Annotated in this window: 15 protein-coding genes and 2 tRNA genes; 4 read left to right on the forward strand and 13 right to left on the reverse strand. The window is 53.7% G+C overall.

The window, feature by feature from the left end; translation table 11 throughout:
* Positions 1–4: 4 nt before the first annotated feature.
* From amcG to nac, 10 genes are all read right to left on the reverse strand, one after another.
* Complete coding sequence (amcG, locus tag L3068_RS14630) at positions 5–493, reverse strand: cispentacin moiety biosynthesis protein AmcG (RefSeq protein ID WP_117581258.1); 489 nt, start codon at positions 491–493, stop codon at positions 5–7.
* 15 nt (positions 494–508) lie between these two features.
* Positions 509–1,627, reverse strand: a complete 1,119-nt coding sequence (amcF, locus tag L3068_RS14635; protein WP_232947868.1) for a cispentacin biosynthesis acyltransferase subunit AmcF — start codon at positions 1,625–1,627, stop codon at positions 509–511.
* A 56-nt stretch (positions 1,628–1,683) separates the two neighbouring features.
* Positions 1,684–2,367 (reverse strand): hypothetical protein, encoded by a 684-nt coding sequence (locus tag L3068_RS14640; RefSeq protein WP_117581254.1) that lies wholly within the window; start codon positions 2,365–2,367, stop codon positions 1,684–1,686.
* A 9-nt stretch (positions 2,368–2,376) separates the two neighbouring features.
* Entirely contained in the window at positions 2,377–3,822 is a 1,446-nt protein-coding gene (gene amcH / locus L3068_RS14645) for an adenylate-forming 2-oxoglutaryl-ACP ligase AmcH (RefSeq protein WP_050483584.1), read from the reverse strand.
* Between the two features lie 2 nt (positions 3,823–3,824).
* On the reverse strand, positions 3,825–4,088 hold the full coding sequence (gene amcB, locus L3068_RS14650; RefSeq protein WP_014884442.1) for a cispentacin biosynthesis acyl carrier protein AmcB: 264 nt from the start codon (positions 4,086–4,088) through the stop codon (positions 3,825–3,827).
* A 4-nt stretch (positions 4,089–4,092) separates the two neighbouring features.
* Positions 4,093–5,343: a cation:proton antiporter gene (locus L3068_RS14655; RefSeq protein ID WP_023337504.1), complete on the reverse strand. Its 1,251-nt coding sequence runs from the start codon at positions 5,341–5,343 to the stop codon at positions 4,093–4,095.
* Between the two features lie 48 nt (positions 5,344–5,391).
* Positions 5,392–6,582, reverse strand: a complete 1,191-nt coding sequence (locus L3068_RS14660) for an MFS transporter (protein ID WP_023330847.1) — start codon at positions 6,580–6,582, stop codon at positions 5,392–5,394.
* Positions 6,575–7,015 (reverse strand): Rid family hydrolase, encoded by a 441-nt coding sequence (locus L3068_RS14665; protein WP_023330848.1) that lies wholly within the window; start codon positions 7,013–7,015, stop codon positions 6,575–6,577. The genes L3068_RS14660 and L3068_RS14665 overlap by 8 nt, the downstream gene beginning before the upstream one ends.
* A gap of 470 nt (positions 7,016–7,485) precedes the next feature.
* Positions 7,486–8,436 carry an HTH-type transcriptional regulator Cbl gene (gene cbl / locus L3068_RS14670; RefSeq protein WP_117581252.1) on the reverse strand — a complete coding sequence of 317 codons (951 nt, stop codon included), beginning with the start codon at positions 8,434–8,436 and terminating at the stop codon, positions 7,486–7,488.
* Positions 8,437–8,532: 96 nt separating this feature from the next.
* Entirely contained in the window at positions 8,533–9,450 is a 918-nt protein-coding gene (gene nac, locus L3068_RS14675) for a nitrogen assimilation transcriptional regulator NAC (protein ID WP_014884446.1), read from the reverse strand.
* A 320-nt stretch (positions 9,451–9,770) separates the two neighbouring features.
* Here nac and L3068_RS14680 point away from each other — a divergent pair.
* Positions 9,771–9,846: transfer RNA gene (locus L3068_RS14680), tRNA-Asn, on the forward strand.
* 144 nt (positions 9,847–9,990) lie between these two features.
* Here L3068_RS14680 and ldtA read toward each other — a convergent pair.
* Positions 9,991–10,890 (reverse strand): L,D-transpeptidase, encoded by a 900-nt coding sequence (ldtA, locus tag L3068_RS14685; protein ID WP_117581250.1) that lies wholly within the window; start codon positions 10,888–10,890, stop codon positions 9,991–9,993.
* 190 nt (positions 10,891–11,080) lie between these two features.
* Between ldtA and shiA the strand changes: the two genes are divergently transcribed.
* The 3 genes from shiA to L3068_RS14700 all read left to right on the forward strand — a co-directional run bounded on the left by shiA (position 11,081) and on the right by L3068_RS14700 (position 15,714).
* Complete coding sequence (gene shiA / locus L3068_RS14690) at positions 11,081–12,394, forward strand: shikimate transporter (RefSeq protein WP_045134945.1); 1,314 nt, start codon at positions 11,081–11,083, stop codon at positions 12,392–12,394.
* Positions 12,395–12,467: 73 nt separating this feature from the next.
* On the forward strand, positions 12,468–13,922 hold the full coding sequence (locus L3068_RS14695) for an AMP nucleosidase (RefSeq protein ID WP_014884456.1): 1,455 nt from the start codon (positions 12,468–12,470) through the stop codon (positions 13,920–13,922).
* Positions 13,923–13,941: 19 nt separating this feature from the next.
* Positions 13,942–15,714 (forward strand): aminopeptidase P family protein, encoded by a 1,773-nt coding sequence (locus L3068_RS14700; protein WP_047344773.1) that lies wholly within the window; start codon positions 13,942–13,944, stop codon positions 15,712–15,714.
* 136 nt (positions 15,715–15,850) lie between these two features.
* Here L3068_RS14700 and L3068_RS14705 read toward each other — a convergent pair.
* Together L3068_RS14705 and emmdR are read right to left on the reverse strand one after the other, a co-directional pair.
* A tRNA-Asn gene (locus L3068_RS14705) sits at positions 15,851–15,926 on the reverse strand.
* A gap of 103 nt (positions 15,927–16,029) precedes the next feature.
* Positions 16,030–17,484, reverse strand: a complete 1,455-nt coding sequence (emmdR, locus tag L3068_RS14710) for a multidrug efflux MATE transporter EmmdR (protein WP_014884458.1) — start codon at positions 17,482–17,484, stop codon at positions 16,030–16,032.
* Positions 17,485–17,583 lie beyond the last annotated feature (99 nt).

The following is a 17,583-nucleotide window of genomic DNA, read 5'->3' on the forward strand; positions in this document are numbered from 1 at the left end:
AATATTACTGAGTGACTAACTGAGTTGTTATTTCGATTTCATGTTCACGCGTGTGATCTGCCTGAATCAGAAAAAGATATGTTGCCTGTTGTGTTAACCATTCTCTCGCCAGAGACAGGGCAATTTCTTTGCCAGTGCGCTGCGGCATTGTCAGTACCATGGTGGGTCCCTGAAAGCGATAGCGCGTACAGCAAATGGAAATAGGTGCCCCAACATTGGCATTAATAAAATCGACCGGAGAGACGCGCGATTTTATTGCCATGTCATGAATAATTTTCTCGCTGGTATTCACCGGGAATGCCGTGCCAAACTGAATAACCCCGACGCTTTCAAGATGATTATTCAGCAATCCCTTGTGCTGTTGATAAAGTTCATCGACAGTAAACAGCACATTTAAAGACAATGGGTCGGCTGTTTTTAGCCCCCGGCGCAAGGTCTCATCTAAATCTGACCAGATTAATGAGCGTGCTGTACTCGTAGAAACGATCTTCATTAGCTGCCCCACCTTTTACATTACGGTAAATATCAGGCAGGTGTTAAAACCACCAAACCCAATCGTCATGCTTAACCCGGTCTTTCCCGTTAAGGGCTGAGGCTGCGCGGCAGGTAAATTAAAACGCAGGCCATCAATCGGCTTTTTCAGTTCATACACCGGGGGGATCGTGCCCGCATTGAGGCTATGAATGAGCGCGATGGCTTCCAGCGCCCCTGTCGCCCCCAGCGTATGGCCAAAATTGCCCTTCGTCGCGAAGACCCAGGGACGATGTGTGAAAAACTGGTTATAGGCATTGCTTTCAACCCGATCGTTGGTCAGGGTACCCGAACCGTGCGCATTAATAAGCGCAATATCGCCAGGTTCAAGTCCCGCCTGCGTCAGGGCACGCTGCAATGCCAGGCGGATGCCATTGCCTTGCTCATCCGGCGCAGTCAAGCCTGCCGCATCGTTAGACGCCCCAGCACCGACAAGCCTTGCCAGCACGCGTGGTGCAGAGCCGCCTTCTCGTTGCAGCACCAGAAAACCGGCCCCTTCTCCGAGAATGGTTCCTTCGTGTGTAGCATCGAACGATTTCAGGGTAGAAAGTGAGAGCGTGCCTAATGCGCTATGGGCCAGACGTTTTGAATCAGTAAGAATATCGGCGCCGCCGCACAGGCACAGATCGGCTTGCCCCGTTGCAATTAAATGCGCCCCCAAAAGAAGAGCATCCGAGCCCGAGGAGCAGGCGGTAGAAAGGGCTATCCCTTCCATTCCCAGCGACTCCGCCACCTCGTTGACCCAGCCGTCGAGCGGCTCCCGGCAAAACGCCTCGCTGTCGAGGCGGAATCCCAGACTGGTTCCGACAATCAAAAAGCGTCGCTCCTCCGGCACAGGTTCTGCTGCACCCGAATCCTCTAGCGCCTGGCGGGCCGTGCGTTTCGTCAGAGCGATCAATTTTTCGCGCATTTCGGCAGGCCATTCACCCGGCAGCATGGCGGCCAGATCGGTACGCAAGCTTCGATCCGATGGCGCAGGCGCAATACCGGTTTGTTTTTCCAGTAAAGTCTGGAAAACATCCTCGATACGATCGCCAGACGCAGTTGTCCATCCCATGCCGACAACATTGGCGACATACGTTGTAGTAGTCATCATTTTTTCCTTTACCGCAAAATAGTACGGTAAGCTGGTTAAAGTGAATTAACGATATATCAGTGGAACGCGCGAAAAAATTCGTTTGAAGGTTTATCTTCAAGCGGAGAAGGAGAAAAATTATCTTTAATCTCGCCTGCCGTTAATTCTATCTTTCGTTGATAAGGTTCTTTTTGTAGCCAGCGTGGACTTTCAATAAAATCAAATGCGATGTCTGTCGCATCAAATCCTTCGAGCTCGGCAGGCTTAACCACTTTCCTTCTTTTACGGTCCAGAACCTGTGCATAAGCAGAAATATCAAAATATCGAATGCGATTATCTTCCACCACTGCATTAATACAATGCCAGGGGCGGGGCAAATAAAGATAATTCACAAAAATATTCCGAAGAGAATACACTGGCTTGTTGATTATCTGGCTATACAGTATTGCCGAGACATCGGCCATTTCCGAACAGAAGCAGGGCAAGCGCTGTGTTTGACCCAGCATTTCACGAAGATAATCCTGAGGTGTCAGGTTACGTATGACCTCGTCGCGAAAATGCTCGTAACGTGAAATATAATAATCCCAATGCTCCTCAGGAAATTTGAGGCGAACGATGTCTGCCGGCCATGTTTCAAACACATCTGATTCCTGAAGGACATGGCACATTGTTTTTGGAACTTCACGTAGAATATCATCAAGGCTCGCCAGGTGATATTTTTCAATGACTGCCCGTGCCAGTTCCCGAAGTTCATCATTCATAACATCACCTTACTTATATTGTGTTAAAGAGGCCGCGCCACAATAAACAAAGTTTATATTACGTGGCCGTTCATGGCGTTTGAGCTTTTTCAGCAGGCTGGCACTGTGCTGCTGGCAATTGGTTTCATTGATCACTGATTCATCGCAGGTCAAAACAATATCGAATCCCGCAATTTGATCCCCTTCATTGACAATTTGGGTCTTGCAGGTCATCACCCCTTTAATTTCCCGGCACAGCTGCTTAACGGCGCCGATATTGACTTTCTCATCCCTGATAACAATAAAATCACTGATTCTGCCTTTGAAAAACAGGAACCCATCAGCGTCCTGGAAGAAGATGTCTCCGGTGCGAAGCCAGCGTTTGCCATCAAGCTCAATGAACGTTTGTCGGTTACCGCGCCCAATGCGCTTGACGAGCAACGTATCAGAACTAATTAGCAACTCCCCCTGCCCGTCCTGGCCGTCTGCACCGGGCAGGATACGAACGTCCGTCTGGTCAATAGGACGTCCGGCTGACGCATAATATCCTCTCCCCAGCAGATGAGCCGGGCATGTCGACACCCGCGGTCCGGCCTCACTGATGCCATAAGTCAGATATAACTCAAGCCATGGCTGTCGGAGTAAAAAGGCTTCCACCTCATTCGGCGCAGCCAAATCGCCCCCAATCGTCAGTTTGTTTAACCCCGGCGGAAGCGTTGTTTCCCAGGCGTTCAACTGGCGCAGCAATACGGGCGTGAGCGAACTGAGGGTCACGCCGTATCGCTGTAAATCATCCAGATAATGGGGTACAGAAAACGGAGGTCCACTGATAACAATTTCGCAGCCCGTCTCCAGGGCAGCAATCATCTGGGCAACCAGCGCGGTGGAATAGCACATCGGCAAACTGATCAATACCCTGTCGCTGGCGCTCATGCCGATACTTTTGGCATGACGCAGCGCGTTACGCCGCAGCGAATCAAAATGATGGACACAGCCGCTGCTGAACGACGACGACGTGCCGGACGTGGCTATCACGACCTGCCCCGGCTGTGTCAGTACGGGTCCGCCATCACGGCATTTTCCCACCTGCCAGCGCCCGAGGGGTTCAGCTGCGCTTACGCCCAGCTCCTGCCATCGTCCTGGCTGAACCGGCGTTCGCACCAGCGCCCCCGCCGCAAAGTCCTCAAGCATCTGCAGGATGCGTTCTGCTGGCGTGAGCGGCGGGATCAGCGCAGGCACAAAGCCACTGTTGAGGACAGCAAAGAACATATACATCAAGTCCGGGCAGTTCGGCATCGCTATCAGCACCACCCGACCGGGTTCCAGACTCTGCCGCTGCCAGTAATCGACATAGTATTGATAACTCTCTCCTTCAGTGCCGCTGGTCCCCACCGCAGACGTTGCCTGCACCGGAGAAAATAAACCGGCAGGCTCATAGGGAAAAAATGCGGCACATTCTTCTGCTCGCGTTAACATTCTCAGGCTCCAAGCTTATTCATAATGAAACGCGAAAGGGTTTGGCACGAATAAAAATTCGCGGGCGAAAACTCTTTATCTTCAACTTTAATATTAAACTCTTCCTCACACTGGAAGCGTAATTCTACAAATCCAATAGAATCCATTCCTACCATTGAGGCGAGACCGGTCTCGTCAGCAATATCTTCGCGTTCGACATCCAGACCAATACGTTCAGCGATGATTTCTTTAATACGATCGACAATTACAGGCATATCCAGTTTCATAATTTTACCCTTTAATGTTTTCAAGTGTTTTATTTACTACAGCGGAAGATGATTCTTTATTTAACCAACGTAATATTGGCGGTGTGGTTGCCGTTACCACGAGCGCCACGATGACCATAATGGAGTAGACGCGTTGTGAAATAAGATGCAATTCGAGCCCGATAGACAGCACAACCAGCTCCATCAGACCACGCGTATTCATGAGCGCGCCAATCATGGAGGCTTCACGAAGGGAATATCCTGAAATACGCGCCCCGAGCAGAGCACCACTGAATTTGGTTATAAATGCCAGTAAGGTGAACCCAATTATCCAGGCAATGTCCTGCGTTGCCATACTGAAGTCGAAATGCGTTTTCAGACCGGCGCTGACAAACAACACGGGAAGTAAAAGATAGTGCATGAAACCGTTCATACTCGCATGCCATTGCTTCGCTAACCCGGGGATCCGCGCGAACATGCTGCCCGCCAGCAAGGCACCGAAACCACTGTGCAGGTGAAGATACTCCGCTCCCCACGCGCTGACCAAAATCCAAAAAATGATCGCCGGAAATCTCATCTCAGGCCTGTGCGCATAGCGTATAAGCAGGGGGACCACGACTTTGCCGGTCACCAACCCATAAAGTACCAGGGCTGCCGTCACGACCGCCAAATACGACCACAGCGAATCAGATTTTCCTTCAACCGCGGCAAATACGCTGTCCAAAGCCAAAATCCCCCAGCCTGCCACATCGGTAAGAATGGCAGCGGTAATGACGGGAGGAATGATGGCCAGGTGAAGCATTTTTAAATCTTCAATGATTCGCACAATGACCGGCAGAGCGGATACCGCCAGCGCCGTTCCCATAAAGATATTAAATAAAAGACGATCGGTTTGTGGCGCCAGTTCGGCATGTACCGAATTTCCCGCTAACATGCCACCGATAAACGGCAGCAGCATGCCCAGGAACGCTATTTTCAATGCAGCGATAGTCTGCTTACGACGGCCATGATTATGACCATGAAAATGCGACAACCCAATATCGAACATGAGCAGAATCATGCCCAGATTCGCCAGCTTATCTATGGTGGTCAGCGACTCCTGGCTAAATAAAGACGTTTGAAATGAGAACAGAGACATTATTCCGGGAAAGAAAGTCGGTCCCAATAAAACGCCTGCAGCAATATGGCCAATAACCTGTGTTTGACCTATTTGCTCCATAAGTTTGCCGACGACATAGCAGGCAAAAACAATTACCGAAAGCTGAATAATAAACATGGGTATCCCCGCCAATGCTAGCGTTGAGTTTATTGATATTAAAAGTGTTTAGTTCGAAACGTGGGCGACGCTGTTCTCGTTAAAATACCCCATCGCGGTGGTTATCATCGCTATCATCACCATAACGAGGCTCAGCAAACAGATGCCCTGCCAGTCCCACCTTTCATAAACCCACGGACCGGTAACGGATCCGGCTGCGCCCAATGCATAATAAAAGAACATATAAAGCGCATAGAGGCTGCTTCTTTTATCCGGATGTAATCCGAGAACCCGCGTCTGGTTAGCCACCTGCGCGGCAAAACACCCTAAATCGAATAATATAATGCCCAGCGTAATTCCCGGTAAGGACGCAGGAAAAAGAAATAGTATGGCTATTCCCGCAACCACAAATACCATTCCGCCAAAAATCACGCTGCGACACCCGAAGCGGTCAGCCAGTTTCCCCGCATAGTTCGCCAGTACAAGACCGACGATACCCGCCAGGCCAAATAATCCGGCTGTTCCCGCTGGCAGATGGAGTGGCGGTCTTTGCAGATGAAGCATGATGGTCACCCATAACAGGCTAAAGACGAAAAACCATGCCCCTCCGGTGACGGCAGATTCAATAAGCCGCACGTTACGCAGCAAGCCCGGCAATTGCACCATGACGCTCAGATACCCCGTCTCCCTTGCGGGTTTAACATCAGGCAGGCATCTGATGGCCAGTAGCGCCATGGAGGCCATAACGGCTGCGACGATGGCCAGCATCCCTCGCCAGCCAAGCGCATCGGCCAGACTGCCGCCCACGAGCCTCGCGAGCAATATTCCTGCCGAAATGCCCATGGTGATCAGTCCGACCGTAGCGCCTTTTGGCGTAATGTGAAATCCAAGCGCATTCAGTTGCACTGCGCTTGTCGCCATGGCGCCTGTCACTATTCCCGCGCTAAAAAGGAGCAACGGCTGACGGGTCAGGGAAGCGGCGAAGAGCGCAAGTGAGAGGAGAATAAACTGAGAAATAATCAGTTTCTTACGGTTAACGCTGTCTCCAAGCGGAACAAGAAACAGTATTCCCAACATATAACCTATTTGCATGCTCGCCGCAATGAAGCCGGTATAAAACAGAGGCAACTGCAAAGATGCCGCGATAGCGGGCAATACGGGCTGAAGAATATAGTTATTTGCCATAGCCGTACCCGCCGCGATGCTGGCGAACCAGATAAATAACGGCGAAACCGGATTTTCTTGCGCGATATCACTCATTAATCGCCCCCTGTCTTTTTTTTGCCACAATATCAATTGCTACTTTCATTTTTTTCTCGGGAAACGGTAAGACATGCAATAACGTAAATGCAGGTCGGGAATCACGGAAATAGTGCCCATGGATACGCGCTACCTGCTGCCATTCTTCAATTTCAGTCAGATACAGCCTGCTTTGTATTACATCGTCTATTGCATAACCACTGGATTCAAGTATCCCCTTGATCTTATTCAGAACGCATTCAGTTTGCAGTGAGATATCATCAGATTCAATCTCACCACAAGAATTAAGAGGTCCCGTTTTCGAAATATATAGCCAACCGTCTGCTTCTACCGCTCGCGAGAAACCGAAAGCCTCCTCCCAGCTGCTGCCAGAAGTAATAAGTCTTTTTGATTCCACAATATCATGCCTTTCATCACAGGGTGAAACAAACATATTACAACCCAATCAAATTTGTCCAGAAAAAATAACAAAAAATTGACCTGAAATTTAGCAGGTAATTAAGTAAGCATTTCCTGGATAAGCTGTAAGCACAGCTAACCAATCAATATCTAAATTAATAAATTTAAATGATAAATAAGGCAGAAAATTTCCCGCAGATAACGGCAATTAAATGAGTTGAGTTTTAAAATAATGACTCTTTTATTTAACCGCGAGTTTTACCGCACGCAAATATTACCCTCACCTAAAAGAATCATATTTCGTTATTTATTTTTATATGTAACTCAATGGAAAATATGAGAAATATTTAAATATAAGACAACCTTATGACGTTACAAAGTATCGTTGTTAATCAGGGTATTCTTAAGAATAAGCGGTCAGGAAATTAAACGGTTTCAATAAAAAAGCCTGCTTTAATTGCAGGCCTTTGCTTCTTGTCGACGGAGACGGGTGCTATAAAGGGCTTAAATCTGATAATCAATCGCCACTTCTTCTGGCTCCATCACCTGACGTTTAATCTCATCAACGGACAGCCCGGAGTTGCAAAGTTCGATAAAACGCCACACATAGTTGCGCTGCAGCTGTCCACGCTTCAGGCCGAGCCATACGGTATTAGCATCAAACAGATGACGTGTATCAAGACGCACCAGATCTCCCCCCTCGCGTTCGCCACTGGACTGTTCTGCCACCAGACCTATGCCCAGCCCGAGCTCGACGTAGGTTTTGATTACATCAGAGTCCTGTGCGCTCAGCACCACGTCCGGCGTGAGCCCTTTGCGGTTGAAGGCTTCATCAATGCGCGAGCGTCCGGTAATGCCCTGGCGATAGGTAATCAGCGGCCATTTGGCAATGTCTTCCAGCGTCAGGGGCGAAACCTGATTCAACGGATGATCGGCGGGGAGCAACAAACTGTGATACCAGCGGAACCAGGGAAAAGCCACCAGCAGCGGGTCGTTGCTCAGGCGTTCACTGGCAATGCCGATATCTGCCCCACCGTTTTGCAGCAGCACTTCAATTTCCTGCGGCGTCCCCTGGATAAGCTCCAGGCGGACGTCAGGAAAAAGTTCACGGAAGGCTTTAATCACCGGCGGCAGGCTGTAACGCGCCTGGGTGTGGGTGGTGGCGATGGTGAGGACGCCCGAGGCGTCATTCGTGAAGAGATCCGCCAGGCGGCGCACATTGCTGGCTTCGTTGAGGATCCGCTCCGCAATGGTCAGCAAGGCTTTGCCCGGCTCCGTCATGCCAAGCAGACGTTTGCCGCGACGGATAAAAATCTCTATCCCCAGTTCTTCTTCCAGCTCGCGGATATGGCGACTGACGCCGGACTGAGAGGTATAAAGCATATTGGCGACCTCGGTCAGGTTGTAATCCCGCCTGGCCGCCTCACGGATAATTTTAAGTTGCTGGAAATTCACGATTCACTCCGGCGCATCTGACATAACGCTATTGTTAGAGTCAGCCGCACTGCAGAACAAATAATAAAAACCCGCAACTTATGCTTTTATGGAATATCAGCTCACGAGCTGGAGTTCACGGTTCTCAAGCGATGGCTTGCTGACCAGCGACATCAAAATCTCTTTTACCGCCTGCGCCTGTGGCGTCAGCGAGCCGCGTGCGGACATGTTGAGCGACAGCGGCAGGCTCATCGAAGGCGTGGTGATCCGTGCCATCCAGCCATTTGCCGCACTGCAGAGCGAGCGCGCTGCGGATTCTGGCAACACGGTTACGCCCATTCCGCTGGCAATGGCCGCGGTCAGCGTGGAGAGTGAGTCGATCTCGCCGATGATTTTGGCCGTCAGGCGACGCAGGGAGAATGCTTCATCCACGCGCACACGCACGGCGCTGTAATCACGCGGCAGATAGAGGTTCATTTCTGCCACGGCGGTAAGATCGACGCTCTGCCCCGGACAGTCGCGGGTGCCCACGAGGTAGAGATCTTCTTTCAGCAGCGGCTGGCTGGTGATCCCGGCGACCGGAGAACGATCGTAAAGGACCGCCATATCCAGCTGTCCATTGAGCAGTTTGTCATTGAGTACCGAACCGCTGTTCTCGTGCAGATAGACCAGCACTTCCGGTAGCTCAGCACGAACGGCCTGCAGCAGCGGCATGGTGATAGAAGACGCCGCAGTGCCCGGCGCAAGACCAATGGAAACGTGCCCGCTGAGGGTCTGGCCGACGTTGTTGACCGCCAGTTGCGCCTGTTCGCACTGGCGCAGAATAGTGCGGGCATGGGTATAAAGAATTTTTCCGGCTTCCGTTGGCGTGACGCCGCGTTTGGTACGAATCAATAATTGCTGATCCATCTCGCCTTCCAGAGTAGCCACCTGCTGGCTCAGCGCAGGCTGCGCGATATGCAGCACTTCTGCCGCTTGAGTCAGGCTGCCGATATCGACGATTTTTACGAAGTATTTCAGTCGTCTTAAGTTCATTTTGCCCCCTGTTCGAAATGCTTTGCCGGTACTGGCTATCGTTGTTGAACAGGTTTTGCAATATGAATGCCACTTTTACCGGGCGGTCTGAATTCCTCGCTAAGCGCCTGAAAATAAGGAAACCTAATCATGGAGGGGGGTTTTATTACTGAAACAGCAGTTTATGATCTGCCCCATTAGAGGTATATACGCACCAAAGCGGTGCATTACGCTGTCAAAAACATCACATTGCCGATTTTGTCAGCAAACGATCAAAAGGCGTTGATCCACCCTTTGACAAGCGCGGCTGACGTCGATAATATGCGCCCCGTTCACACGATTCCTCTGTAGTTCAGTCGGTAGAACGGCGGACTGTTAATCCGTATGTCACTGGTTCGAGTCCAGTCAGAGGAGCCAAATTTGAAAAGCCTGCTTTTAAGCAGGCTTTTTGCTTTTCTGCATCTGGTAAAATTGTCGGGTGGCGGCTGCGCCTTACCCGACCTACAAAAACCTCGAATCATAGGTCGGGTAAGGCGCAGCCGCCACCCGACGAAAAGGGCTTCACATCCCTACCTTAACCGGCATCCCCGACCGACGTTCCAGCTCCGCTCCCGCACCCTCGTTAATCAACTGTGTCCGCTGCGCGGCCGAAATGGGCAGAGGCACTTTTCGGGTTGACTCGAATTCCGCCCGATTGCGTGATAGCGGTTCGTGAACCTCCACCCATCGGCTACCGTCCGGCTCTGTCGTCACTTTAACGGGGCGATCGATAATCTGCACACGGGTGCCCACGGGAACATTATCGAAAAGATATTTGATATCGGCGTTACGCAGACGAATACATCCCTGGCTAACCCGTAGCCCGATACCGAAATTCGAGTTGGTGCCGTGAATCGCATACAGCCTGCCGATATATATCGCATACAGGCCCATCGGGTTATCCGGCCCGGCGGGCACGAAGGCCGGAAGCGTTTTCCCCTCTGCCGCATAGGCGCGCCGCGTATTCGGCGTCGGAGACCAGGTGGGGCCTTCCTGCTTACGCTCAACGGCCGTTACCCAGTTTCGCGGAGTTTCACGCCCGGCCTGACCTATGCCGATGGGCAATACGTCAACGGTATTACTGCCCGGTGGATAATAGTAGAGACGCATTTCCGCCACGTTAACGACAATCCCCTCGCGGACGGTGTCGGGCAAAATCAGTTGCTGGGGGATCACCAGCCGGGTGCCGGACTTAGGCAGAAAAGGATCCACGCCCGGGTTTGCTTCCAGCATATTGCTTAGGCCCTGTCCGTAGCGCGCGGCAAACGCCTCAAGCGGTAGCGTATTGCGATCCGGCACGGTGATGACCTGCGAGCTGCCCACCAGACGACTGCCCGTCGGTGGTAAGGGATAACTCACCGCCTGCACGCTGTGGCCGATCAGTAATGCAGCAAGACAACCCAACACCTCTGTACGACGCATCTTCCCTTCCTCAGTCGCTTCGCTATTTGTTAAGCATAGCGTAGCCGTTTTGCATTACCCATCAGGAGATAAAATCAGTTTGCACGGGCTGCCTGTCGCGGTAGTCTCATAGGTTCCGTTTATATGACGGCTGCTATGTGAGTGACCTTTTCTTATACCAATAATTAAAATCAGTATGGACAGGACAACTATGGACTCCACCCTCATCTCCGAACGACCCGGCGAGGAGACCCCTTCGCTCAATCGTGCCCGTCGCGCCGCCCTCGGCAGCTTCGCGGGCGCCGTCGTCGACTGGTATGATTTTCTGCTCTACGGTATCACCGCCGCGCTGGTGTTTAACCGTGAATTCTTCCCCCAGGTCAGCCCCGCGATGGGCACCCTCGCCGCATTTGCCACCTTCGGCGTCGGGTTCCTGTTTCGTCCGCTTGGTGGGGTGATCTTCGGCCACTTCGGCGACCGGCTGGGCCGCAAACGTATGCTAATGCTTACCGTCTGGATGATGGGGATTGCCACCGCGCTGATTGGCATTCTCCCTTCGTTTTCCGCCATTGGCTGGTGGGCACCGATATTGCTGGTGATACTGCGCGCCATCCAGGGCTTCGCCGTAGGCGGCGAATGGGGCGGTGCGGCGCTGTTGTCCGTTGAGAGCGCACCGAAAAACCGGAAAGCGTTCTACAGCAGCGGCGTACAGGTGGGATATGGCGTGGGGCTGCTGCTGTCGACCGGGCTGGTGTCACTCATCAGCCATTACACCACCGACGAGCAGTTCCTGAGCTGGGGCTGGCGCATTCCGTTTATCTTCAGCATCGTGCTGGTCATTGCCGCGCTGTGGATCCGTAATGGGATGGAGGAGTCGGCAGAATTCGAAAAGCAGCAGGAAAAGCCTTCCGTCAAAAAACGCCTTCCGGTTATGGAAGCCCTCGTCCGGCACCCTGGCGCTTTTCTGAAAATTATCGCCCTGCGCCTGTGTGAGCTGCTGACGATGTACATCGTCACCGCGTTTGCCCTGAACTACTCGACGCAAAATCTCGGTCTGCCGCGTGAGCTATTCCTGAATATTGGTCTGGTGGTCGGCGGGATCAGCTGCCTGACTATCCCCTGTTTCGCCTGGCTGGCGGACAGATTTGGCCGCCGTCGCGTCTATATCACCGGCGCGCTGATTGGTACCCTCAGCGCCTGGCCGTTCTTTATGGCGCTGGAGGCGCAGTCTGTGTTCTGGATTGTCTTCTTCGCCATTATGCTCGCGAACATCGCTCACGATATGGTGGTCTGCGTACAGCAGCCGATGTTTACCGAACTGTTTGGTGCGAGCTATCGCTACAGCGGCGCGGGCGTGGGCTACCAGGTTGCCAGCGTGGTCGGCGGCGGTTTCACGCCGTTTATTGCCGCCGCGCTGGTGACCTTCTCCGGGGGAAACTGGCACAGCGTGGCGATTTATCTGCTGGCTGGATGCCTGCTGTCAGCGGCGACGGCGCTACTGATGAAAGAGACGCGCCACAGCTGATCTCCCTTTTGTTTCACAGGCGTGTGACATACTATCGGGTAGAGTCGCACACCTGTGGAACAAGGAGACAGAGATGAATAATAAGGGCTCCAGCCTGACCCCGGCTCAGGCGCTGGAAAAACTCGACGCACTGTATGAACAGTCCGTCAACGCGCTGCGCAGCGCCATCAGCGAATATATCGAAACAGGGAAACTTCCCGACGAAAAGGCCAGAAGTGAGGGCCTTTTTGTTTATCCATCGCTCTCTGTGACCTGGGACGGTAGCGCCAGCACGACGCCAAAAACCCGCGCCTATGCCCGTTTTACCCACTCCGGCTGCTACAGCACCACCGTCACCCGCCCTGCACTATTCCGCCCTTATCTTGAAGAGCAGCTCACGCTGTTATACCAGGATTACGGCGCACACATTGCCGTAGAACCTTCACAGCATGAGATCCCGTATCCTTACGTGATTGACGGTTCGGCGCTAACCCTTGATCGTTCCATGAGCGCGGGACTGACCCGCCATTTCCCAACCACCGAGCTTTCACAGATTGGCGATGAAACGGCAGACGGGATTTATCACCCGGCAGAATTTTCTCCCCTCTCGCACTTTGATGCCCGCCGGGTGGATTTCTCGCTGGCACGCCTGCGCCACTACACCGGCACGCCCGCCGAGCATTTCCAGCCGTTCGTGCTGTTTACCAACTACACCCGTTACGTCGATGAGTTTGTCCGCTGGGGCTGCAGCCAGATCCTTGACCCGGAAAGCCCGTACATCGCGCTCTCCTGTGCGGGCGGGATCTGGATCACCGCAGAGACTGAAGCGCCCGAGCAGGCCATTTCCGACCTGGCATGGAAAAAGCACCAGATGCCTGCCTGGCACCTGATCACCGCCGACGGCCAGGGCATCACGCTGATCAACATCGGCGTGGGGCCGTCGAACGCCAAAACCATCTGCGACCATCTGGCGGTACTGCGCCCGGACGTCTGGCTGATGATCGGCCATTGCGGCGGCCTGCGCGAAAGCCAGCTGATTGGTGATTACGTGCTGGCCCACGCCTACTTACGCGACGACCACGTTCTCGACGCCGTGCTGCCGCCAGATATTCCGATTCCGAGCATCGCTGAGGTGCAGCGCGCGCTGTATGACGCCACCAAAGAGGTGAGCGGCATGCCCGGTGAAGAGGTTAAGCAGCGCCTGCGCACCGGTACGGTGGTCACTACCGATGACCGTAACTGGGAGCTGCGTTACTCCGCCTCCGCGCTGCGGTTCAACCTGAGCCGTGCGGTGGCGATTGATATGGAAAGCGCCACCATTGCCGCGCAGGGGTATCGCTTCCGCGTGCCTTACGGCACCTTGCTCTGCGTGTCCGATAAGCCGCTGCATGGCGAAATCAAGCTGCCGGGTCAGGCCAACCGCTTCTACGAAGGGGCGATATCCGAACACCTGCAAATTGGCATTCGTGCCATTGATTTGCTGCGCGCGGAAGGTGACAAACTGCATTCCCGCAAGTTGCGTACCTTCAACGAGCCACCGTTCCGCTGATAACTATTAAGGAAAATGCATGTCCACCTCATCACCCTTAGCGGCCCTGCGCCGGTGGCTTCAGGAAAACCATCTCGACGGGATGATCGTCCCGCGCGCGGATGCCTGGCAGAGTGAATACTGCGCGCCGTATGATGAAAAACTGGCCTGGCTGACGGGCTTTGACGGCTCGGCTGGCCTGGCGCTGGTTCTGAAAGACAAGGCGTTGCTGTTCGTCGACGGGCGCTATCAGGTGCAGGCCCGCGTTCAGGTCAACCTGGATGAGATTGAAATTCATCATCTGCACAATGAACCGCTGGCAGCATGGCTGGCGGCAAACGTTGAGCCCGCCACGCGCATCGGTTTTGATCCACTGCTGATGACAAATACCGAGTTTACGCAACTTTCTGCCACGCCGTGTGAGCTCGTCCCGCTGAATGCCTCACCGTTTGACACGCTCTGGATCGATCGTCCTGACGCACCGGCGGGGCCGATCCGTGAAATGCCGGTTGCGGTAAGCGGTGAAAGCAGCGAAGACAAACGTCAGCGCGTTGCCGCCGTGCTGGCCGCGAACAATGCTGATTATCTGGCGGTTACGCTGCCGGATAACATTGCCTGGCTGCTCAACGTACGCGGGTCAGATATCCCCACCAGCCCGGTACCGCTCTCTTTTGCCCTGTTGCGTCGCGACGGTCACGTCGAGTGGTTTGTTGACGACACTAAGCTCAGCGCCCTGCCCGAAGCCGTGCGTAACACGCTCGCCACTGCGCCACAGGACGCCTTTATCGAACGCTGCCGAGAAATTGCGGAAGGTAAACGAGTGATGATCGATACCGATTCCGCACCGGTAGCCCTGCGCTTCGCCATTGAACCTCAGAGGGAGATCGTCTGGCAGACCGATCCGATCACCCTGCTGAAAGCCACCAAAAACCCGGTCGAGCTGGCAGGGTATCGTGAATGTCATCACCAGGACGGCGCCGCGTGGGTCAACTTCCTGGCCTGGCTGAGCCGTGAAGTGCCGCGACGTGAAGCGGCTGGGAATCCGTTAACCGAGCTCGAAGTACAGGCGCAACAGCTCGCGTTCCGTAAACAGCAGCCCGGCTTTATCGAGCAGAGCTTTGCGACCATTTCCGCCTCTTCGAGCAACGCGGCGATGTGCCACTATCACTCCAGCGAGGCCAGCAACAAACCCATCGGCCACGATCATTTTTACCTGAATGATTCTGGCGGTCAGTACACTAACGGCACCACTGACGCCACGCGCACGCTTGCCTGGGGTCATGTTCCCCCGCAGCAGCGTATGCATTATACCGCCGTACTGAGAGGCTTCCTGTCGCTGATAACCCTGCAGTTCCCATCCGGCATACACGGGCATCAGCTGGACGCTTTCGCGCGACGTCCGCTGTGGGAAATGGGGCTGGATTACGATCACGGCACGGGACATGGCGTGGGGCATCAGCTTCTTATCCATGAAAACCCACACCGCATCGCCAAAAAGGTTAACCCCTGGCCACTGGTGGCGGGCAATATCATGACCATTGAACCGGGGTATTATCTGGGCGGCAGCCACGGTATCCGCATTGAAAACCAGGTGGAAATTGTTGAAAGCCGCCCGGGGTTCTGCACGTTTTCTTCGCTAACGCTGATCCCGATTGATTTAAGCCAGGTGGAATTGCAGCTGTTGACCGGGCAGGAAAAGCAGTGGCTGGATGAATATCATCAGCAGGTTCGCGAGGCGCTGTCACCGCTGGTGAATAGCGAAGCGCGTCCGTGGCTGGTTGAGGCGACGGCGCCGATTAGTTTGGCTCGATAGTGCGGCTTTTGCCGGGTGGCGGCTTTGCCTTACCCGGCCTACGGAACAAGTAGGCCCGGTAAGCGCAGCGCCACCGGGCAATACTTCCAGAGATTAAAAAGCAAAAAGCCTGCTTTAAAAGCAGGCTTTTTAAATTTGGCTCCTCTGACTGGACTCGAACCAGTGACATACGGATTAACAGTCCGCCGTTCTACCGACTGAACTACAGAGGAATCGTGTGAACGGGGCGCATATTATCGATGCTCCCCCGGGATGTCAAAGGCAGAATGCAGATTTCCGATCGTTTGCCGATTTATTCTCCATTTCGCGCATTTGTCAGGCATTTTGTCGCGGATATTTCCATAGCCAGCGCCCGCTGACCATACGCCAGTAGAACAGCGCGCCGCGCACGGCCCAGTCAAGGAACATTCCCAGCCAGACACCCACCACGCCCCAGCCAAGCACCACACCTAACGTATAACCCGCCACAACCCGACACCCCCACATGCCGAGCATCGACACCCACATCGCAAAACGAGCATCACGCGCCCCTTTCAGACCCGCGGGTAGCACCCATGAGGCCGCCCAGATGGGCATAAACGCGGCATTGAGCCAGATAAGGATCTTAACAACCTCTTTCACATCCTGTTCATGGGTATAAAACGCGGCCATCAGCCCGGCAAAGGGGGCGGTTCCCCAGGCGATCGCCGTCAGGCCAATCGTTGACAGCCAGAACACGTGGCGCAGCTGACGTTCCGCCTGGCCTATCTGCCCTTTCCCGAGCCGTTTGCCCGTGATGATGGTCGAGGCTGAACCCAGCGCGTTACCCGGCAGGTTAATCAGCGAGGCGATGGAGAAGGCGATAAAGTTACCGGCGATAACGTCGGTCCCCATACCGGCGACAAACATCTGCGTCAGCAGCTTACCGCCGTTAAACAGCACTGATTCAATACTGGCGGGAATACCAATCCCCATCACTTCCCAGATAATGGCGAAGTTAAAGGGTCGGAAGTAGCTTTTCAGCGTAAGGCGCAGCGAAGGCGTGATGCCCGTCATCAGCACCCCGATAATCGCCGCCGCACCAATGTAGCGAGAAATGGTTAGCCCCAGACCGGCACCGACGAACCCCAACCCATCCCATGAAAACACGCCGTAGATCAGCACGCTGCTGATGATGATATTCAGAATATTCATCCCGCCGTTGATCAGCAGCGGGATTTTGGTGTTACCTGCCCCGCGCAGCGCGCCACTGCCAATCAGCGCGATGGCTGCGGCCGGATAGCTTATGACGGTCATTTCGAGGTAGGTTAGCGCCAGGTCCTTCACCTCGTTCGTGGCTTCCCCGGCGACAACATCGATAATCTCTTTACCGAAATAGTGGATCACCGCCGCCAGAACGATCGAAAAAATGGTCATGATCATCAGCGACTGGCGAGCCGCCTCGCGGGCCCGTTTGGGGTCAAGCTTGCCGAGGCTGAAGGCCACCACGACCGTTGTCCCAAGGTCGATAGCCGCGAAGAAAGACATCACCACCATGTTGAAGCTGTCCGCCAGCCCAACCCCCGCCATCGCCTCTTTCCCCAGCCAGCTGACAAGGAAGGTGCTCAACACCCCCATCAGCAGTACGCAGGTATTCTCCAGAAAGATAGGCACCGCAAGGGGGGTGATTTCACGCCAGAAGAGGACACGATAGCTTTTACGTTTTGCGTACCAGGGCGTGCGCATGATCGCCTGGCGCAGAGGAGCAGTGACGTTCAAAATGGACCTTAGCGAGAAAAGTTGAAACTCCATTTCAAATGATGGGGGAGAAATGCTCATCCTGCAAAGTATTTTCCTGAAAAAGATGTGTGGATTTACAACAAACTGACGACAGATTCAGCAGTCAGTCGA

Origin of the sequence: Enterobacter cloacae complex sp. ECL414, assembly GCF_021869685.1 — a bacterium.
GTDB classification, from domain to species: domain Bacteria; phylum Pseudomonadota; class Gammaproteobacteria; order Enterobacterales; family Enterobacteriaceae; genus Enterobacter; species Enterobacter kobei.

What these genes read in the sequence shown, in the direction of transcription:
- ldtA (WP_117581250.1), bottom strand. Translation starts at nt 10,890, where the DNA reads ATGCGTCGTACAGAGGTGTTGGGTTGTCTTGCTGCATTACTGATCGGC.
- L3068_RS14660 (WP_023330847.1), bottom strand. Translation starts at nt 6,582, where the DNA reads ATGAGTGATATCGCGCAAGAAAATCCGGTTTCGCCGTTATTTATCTGG.
- amcF (WP_232947868.1), bottom strand. Translation starts at nt 1,627, where the DNA reads ATGATGACTACTACAACGTATGTCGCCAATGTTGTCGGCATGGGATGG.
- L3068_RS14695 (WP_014884456.1), top strand. Translation starts at nt 12,468, where the DNA reads ATGAATAATAAGGGCTCCAGCCTGACCCCGGCTCAGGCGCTGGAAAAA.
- amcH (WP_050483584.1), bottom strand. Translation starts at nt 3,822, where the DNA reads ATGTTAACGCGAGCAGAAGAATGTGCCGCATTTTTTCCCTATGAGCCT.
- amcB (WP_014884442.1), bottom strand. Translation starts at nt 4,088, where the DNA reads ATGAAACTGGATATGCCTGTAATTGTCGATCGTATTAAAGAAATCATC.
- L3068_RS14700 (WP_047344773.1), top strand. Translation starts at nt 13,942, where the DNA reads ATGTCCACCTCATCACCCTTAGCGGCCCTGCGCCGGTGGCTTCAGGAA.
- amcG (WP_117581258.1), bottom strand. Translation starts at nt 493, where the DNA reads ATGAAGATCGTTTCTACGAGTACAGCACGCTCATTAATCTGGTCAGAT.
- L3068_RS14655 (WP_023337504.1), bottom strand. Translation starts at nt 5,343, where the DNA reads ATGTTTATTATTCAGCTTTCGGTAATTGTTTTTGCCTGCTATGTCGTC.
- shiA (WP_045134945.1), top strand. Translation starts at nt 11,081, where the DNA reads ATGGACTCCACCCTCATCTCCGAACGACCCGGCGAGGAGACCCCTTCG.
- emmdR (WP_014884458.1), bottom strand. Translation starts at nt 17,484, where the DNA reads ATGGAGTTTCAACTTTTCTCGCTAAGGTCCATTTTGAACGTCACTGCT.
- L3068_RS14640 (WP_117581254.1), bottom strand. Translation starts at nt 2,367, where the DNA reads ATGAATGATGAACTTCGGGAACTGGCACGGGCAGTCATTGAAAAATAT.
- nac (WP_014884446.1), bottom strand. Translation starts at nt 9,450, where the DNA reads ATGAACTTAAGACGACTGAAATACTTCGTAAAAATCGTCGATATCGGC.
- L3068_RS14665 (WP_023330848.1), bottom strand. Translation starts at nt 7,015, where the DNA reads ATGTTTGTTTCACCCTGTGATGAAAGGCATGATATTGTGGAATCAAAA.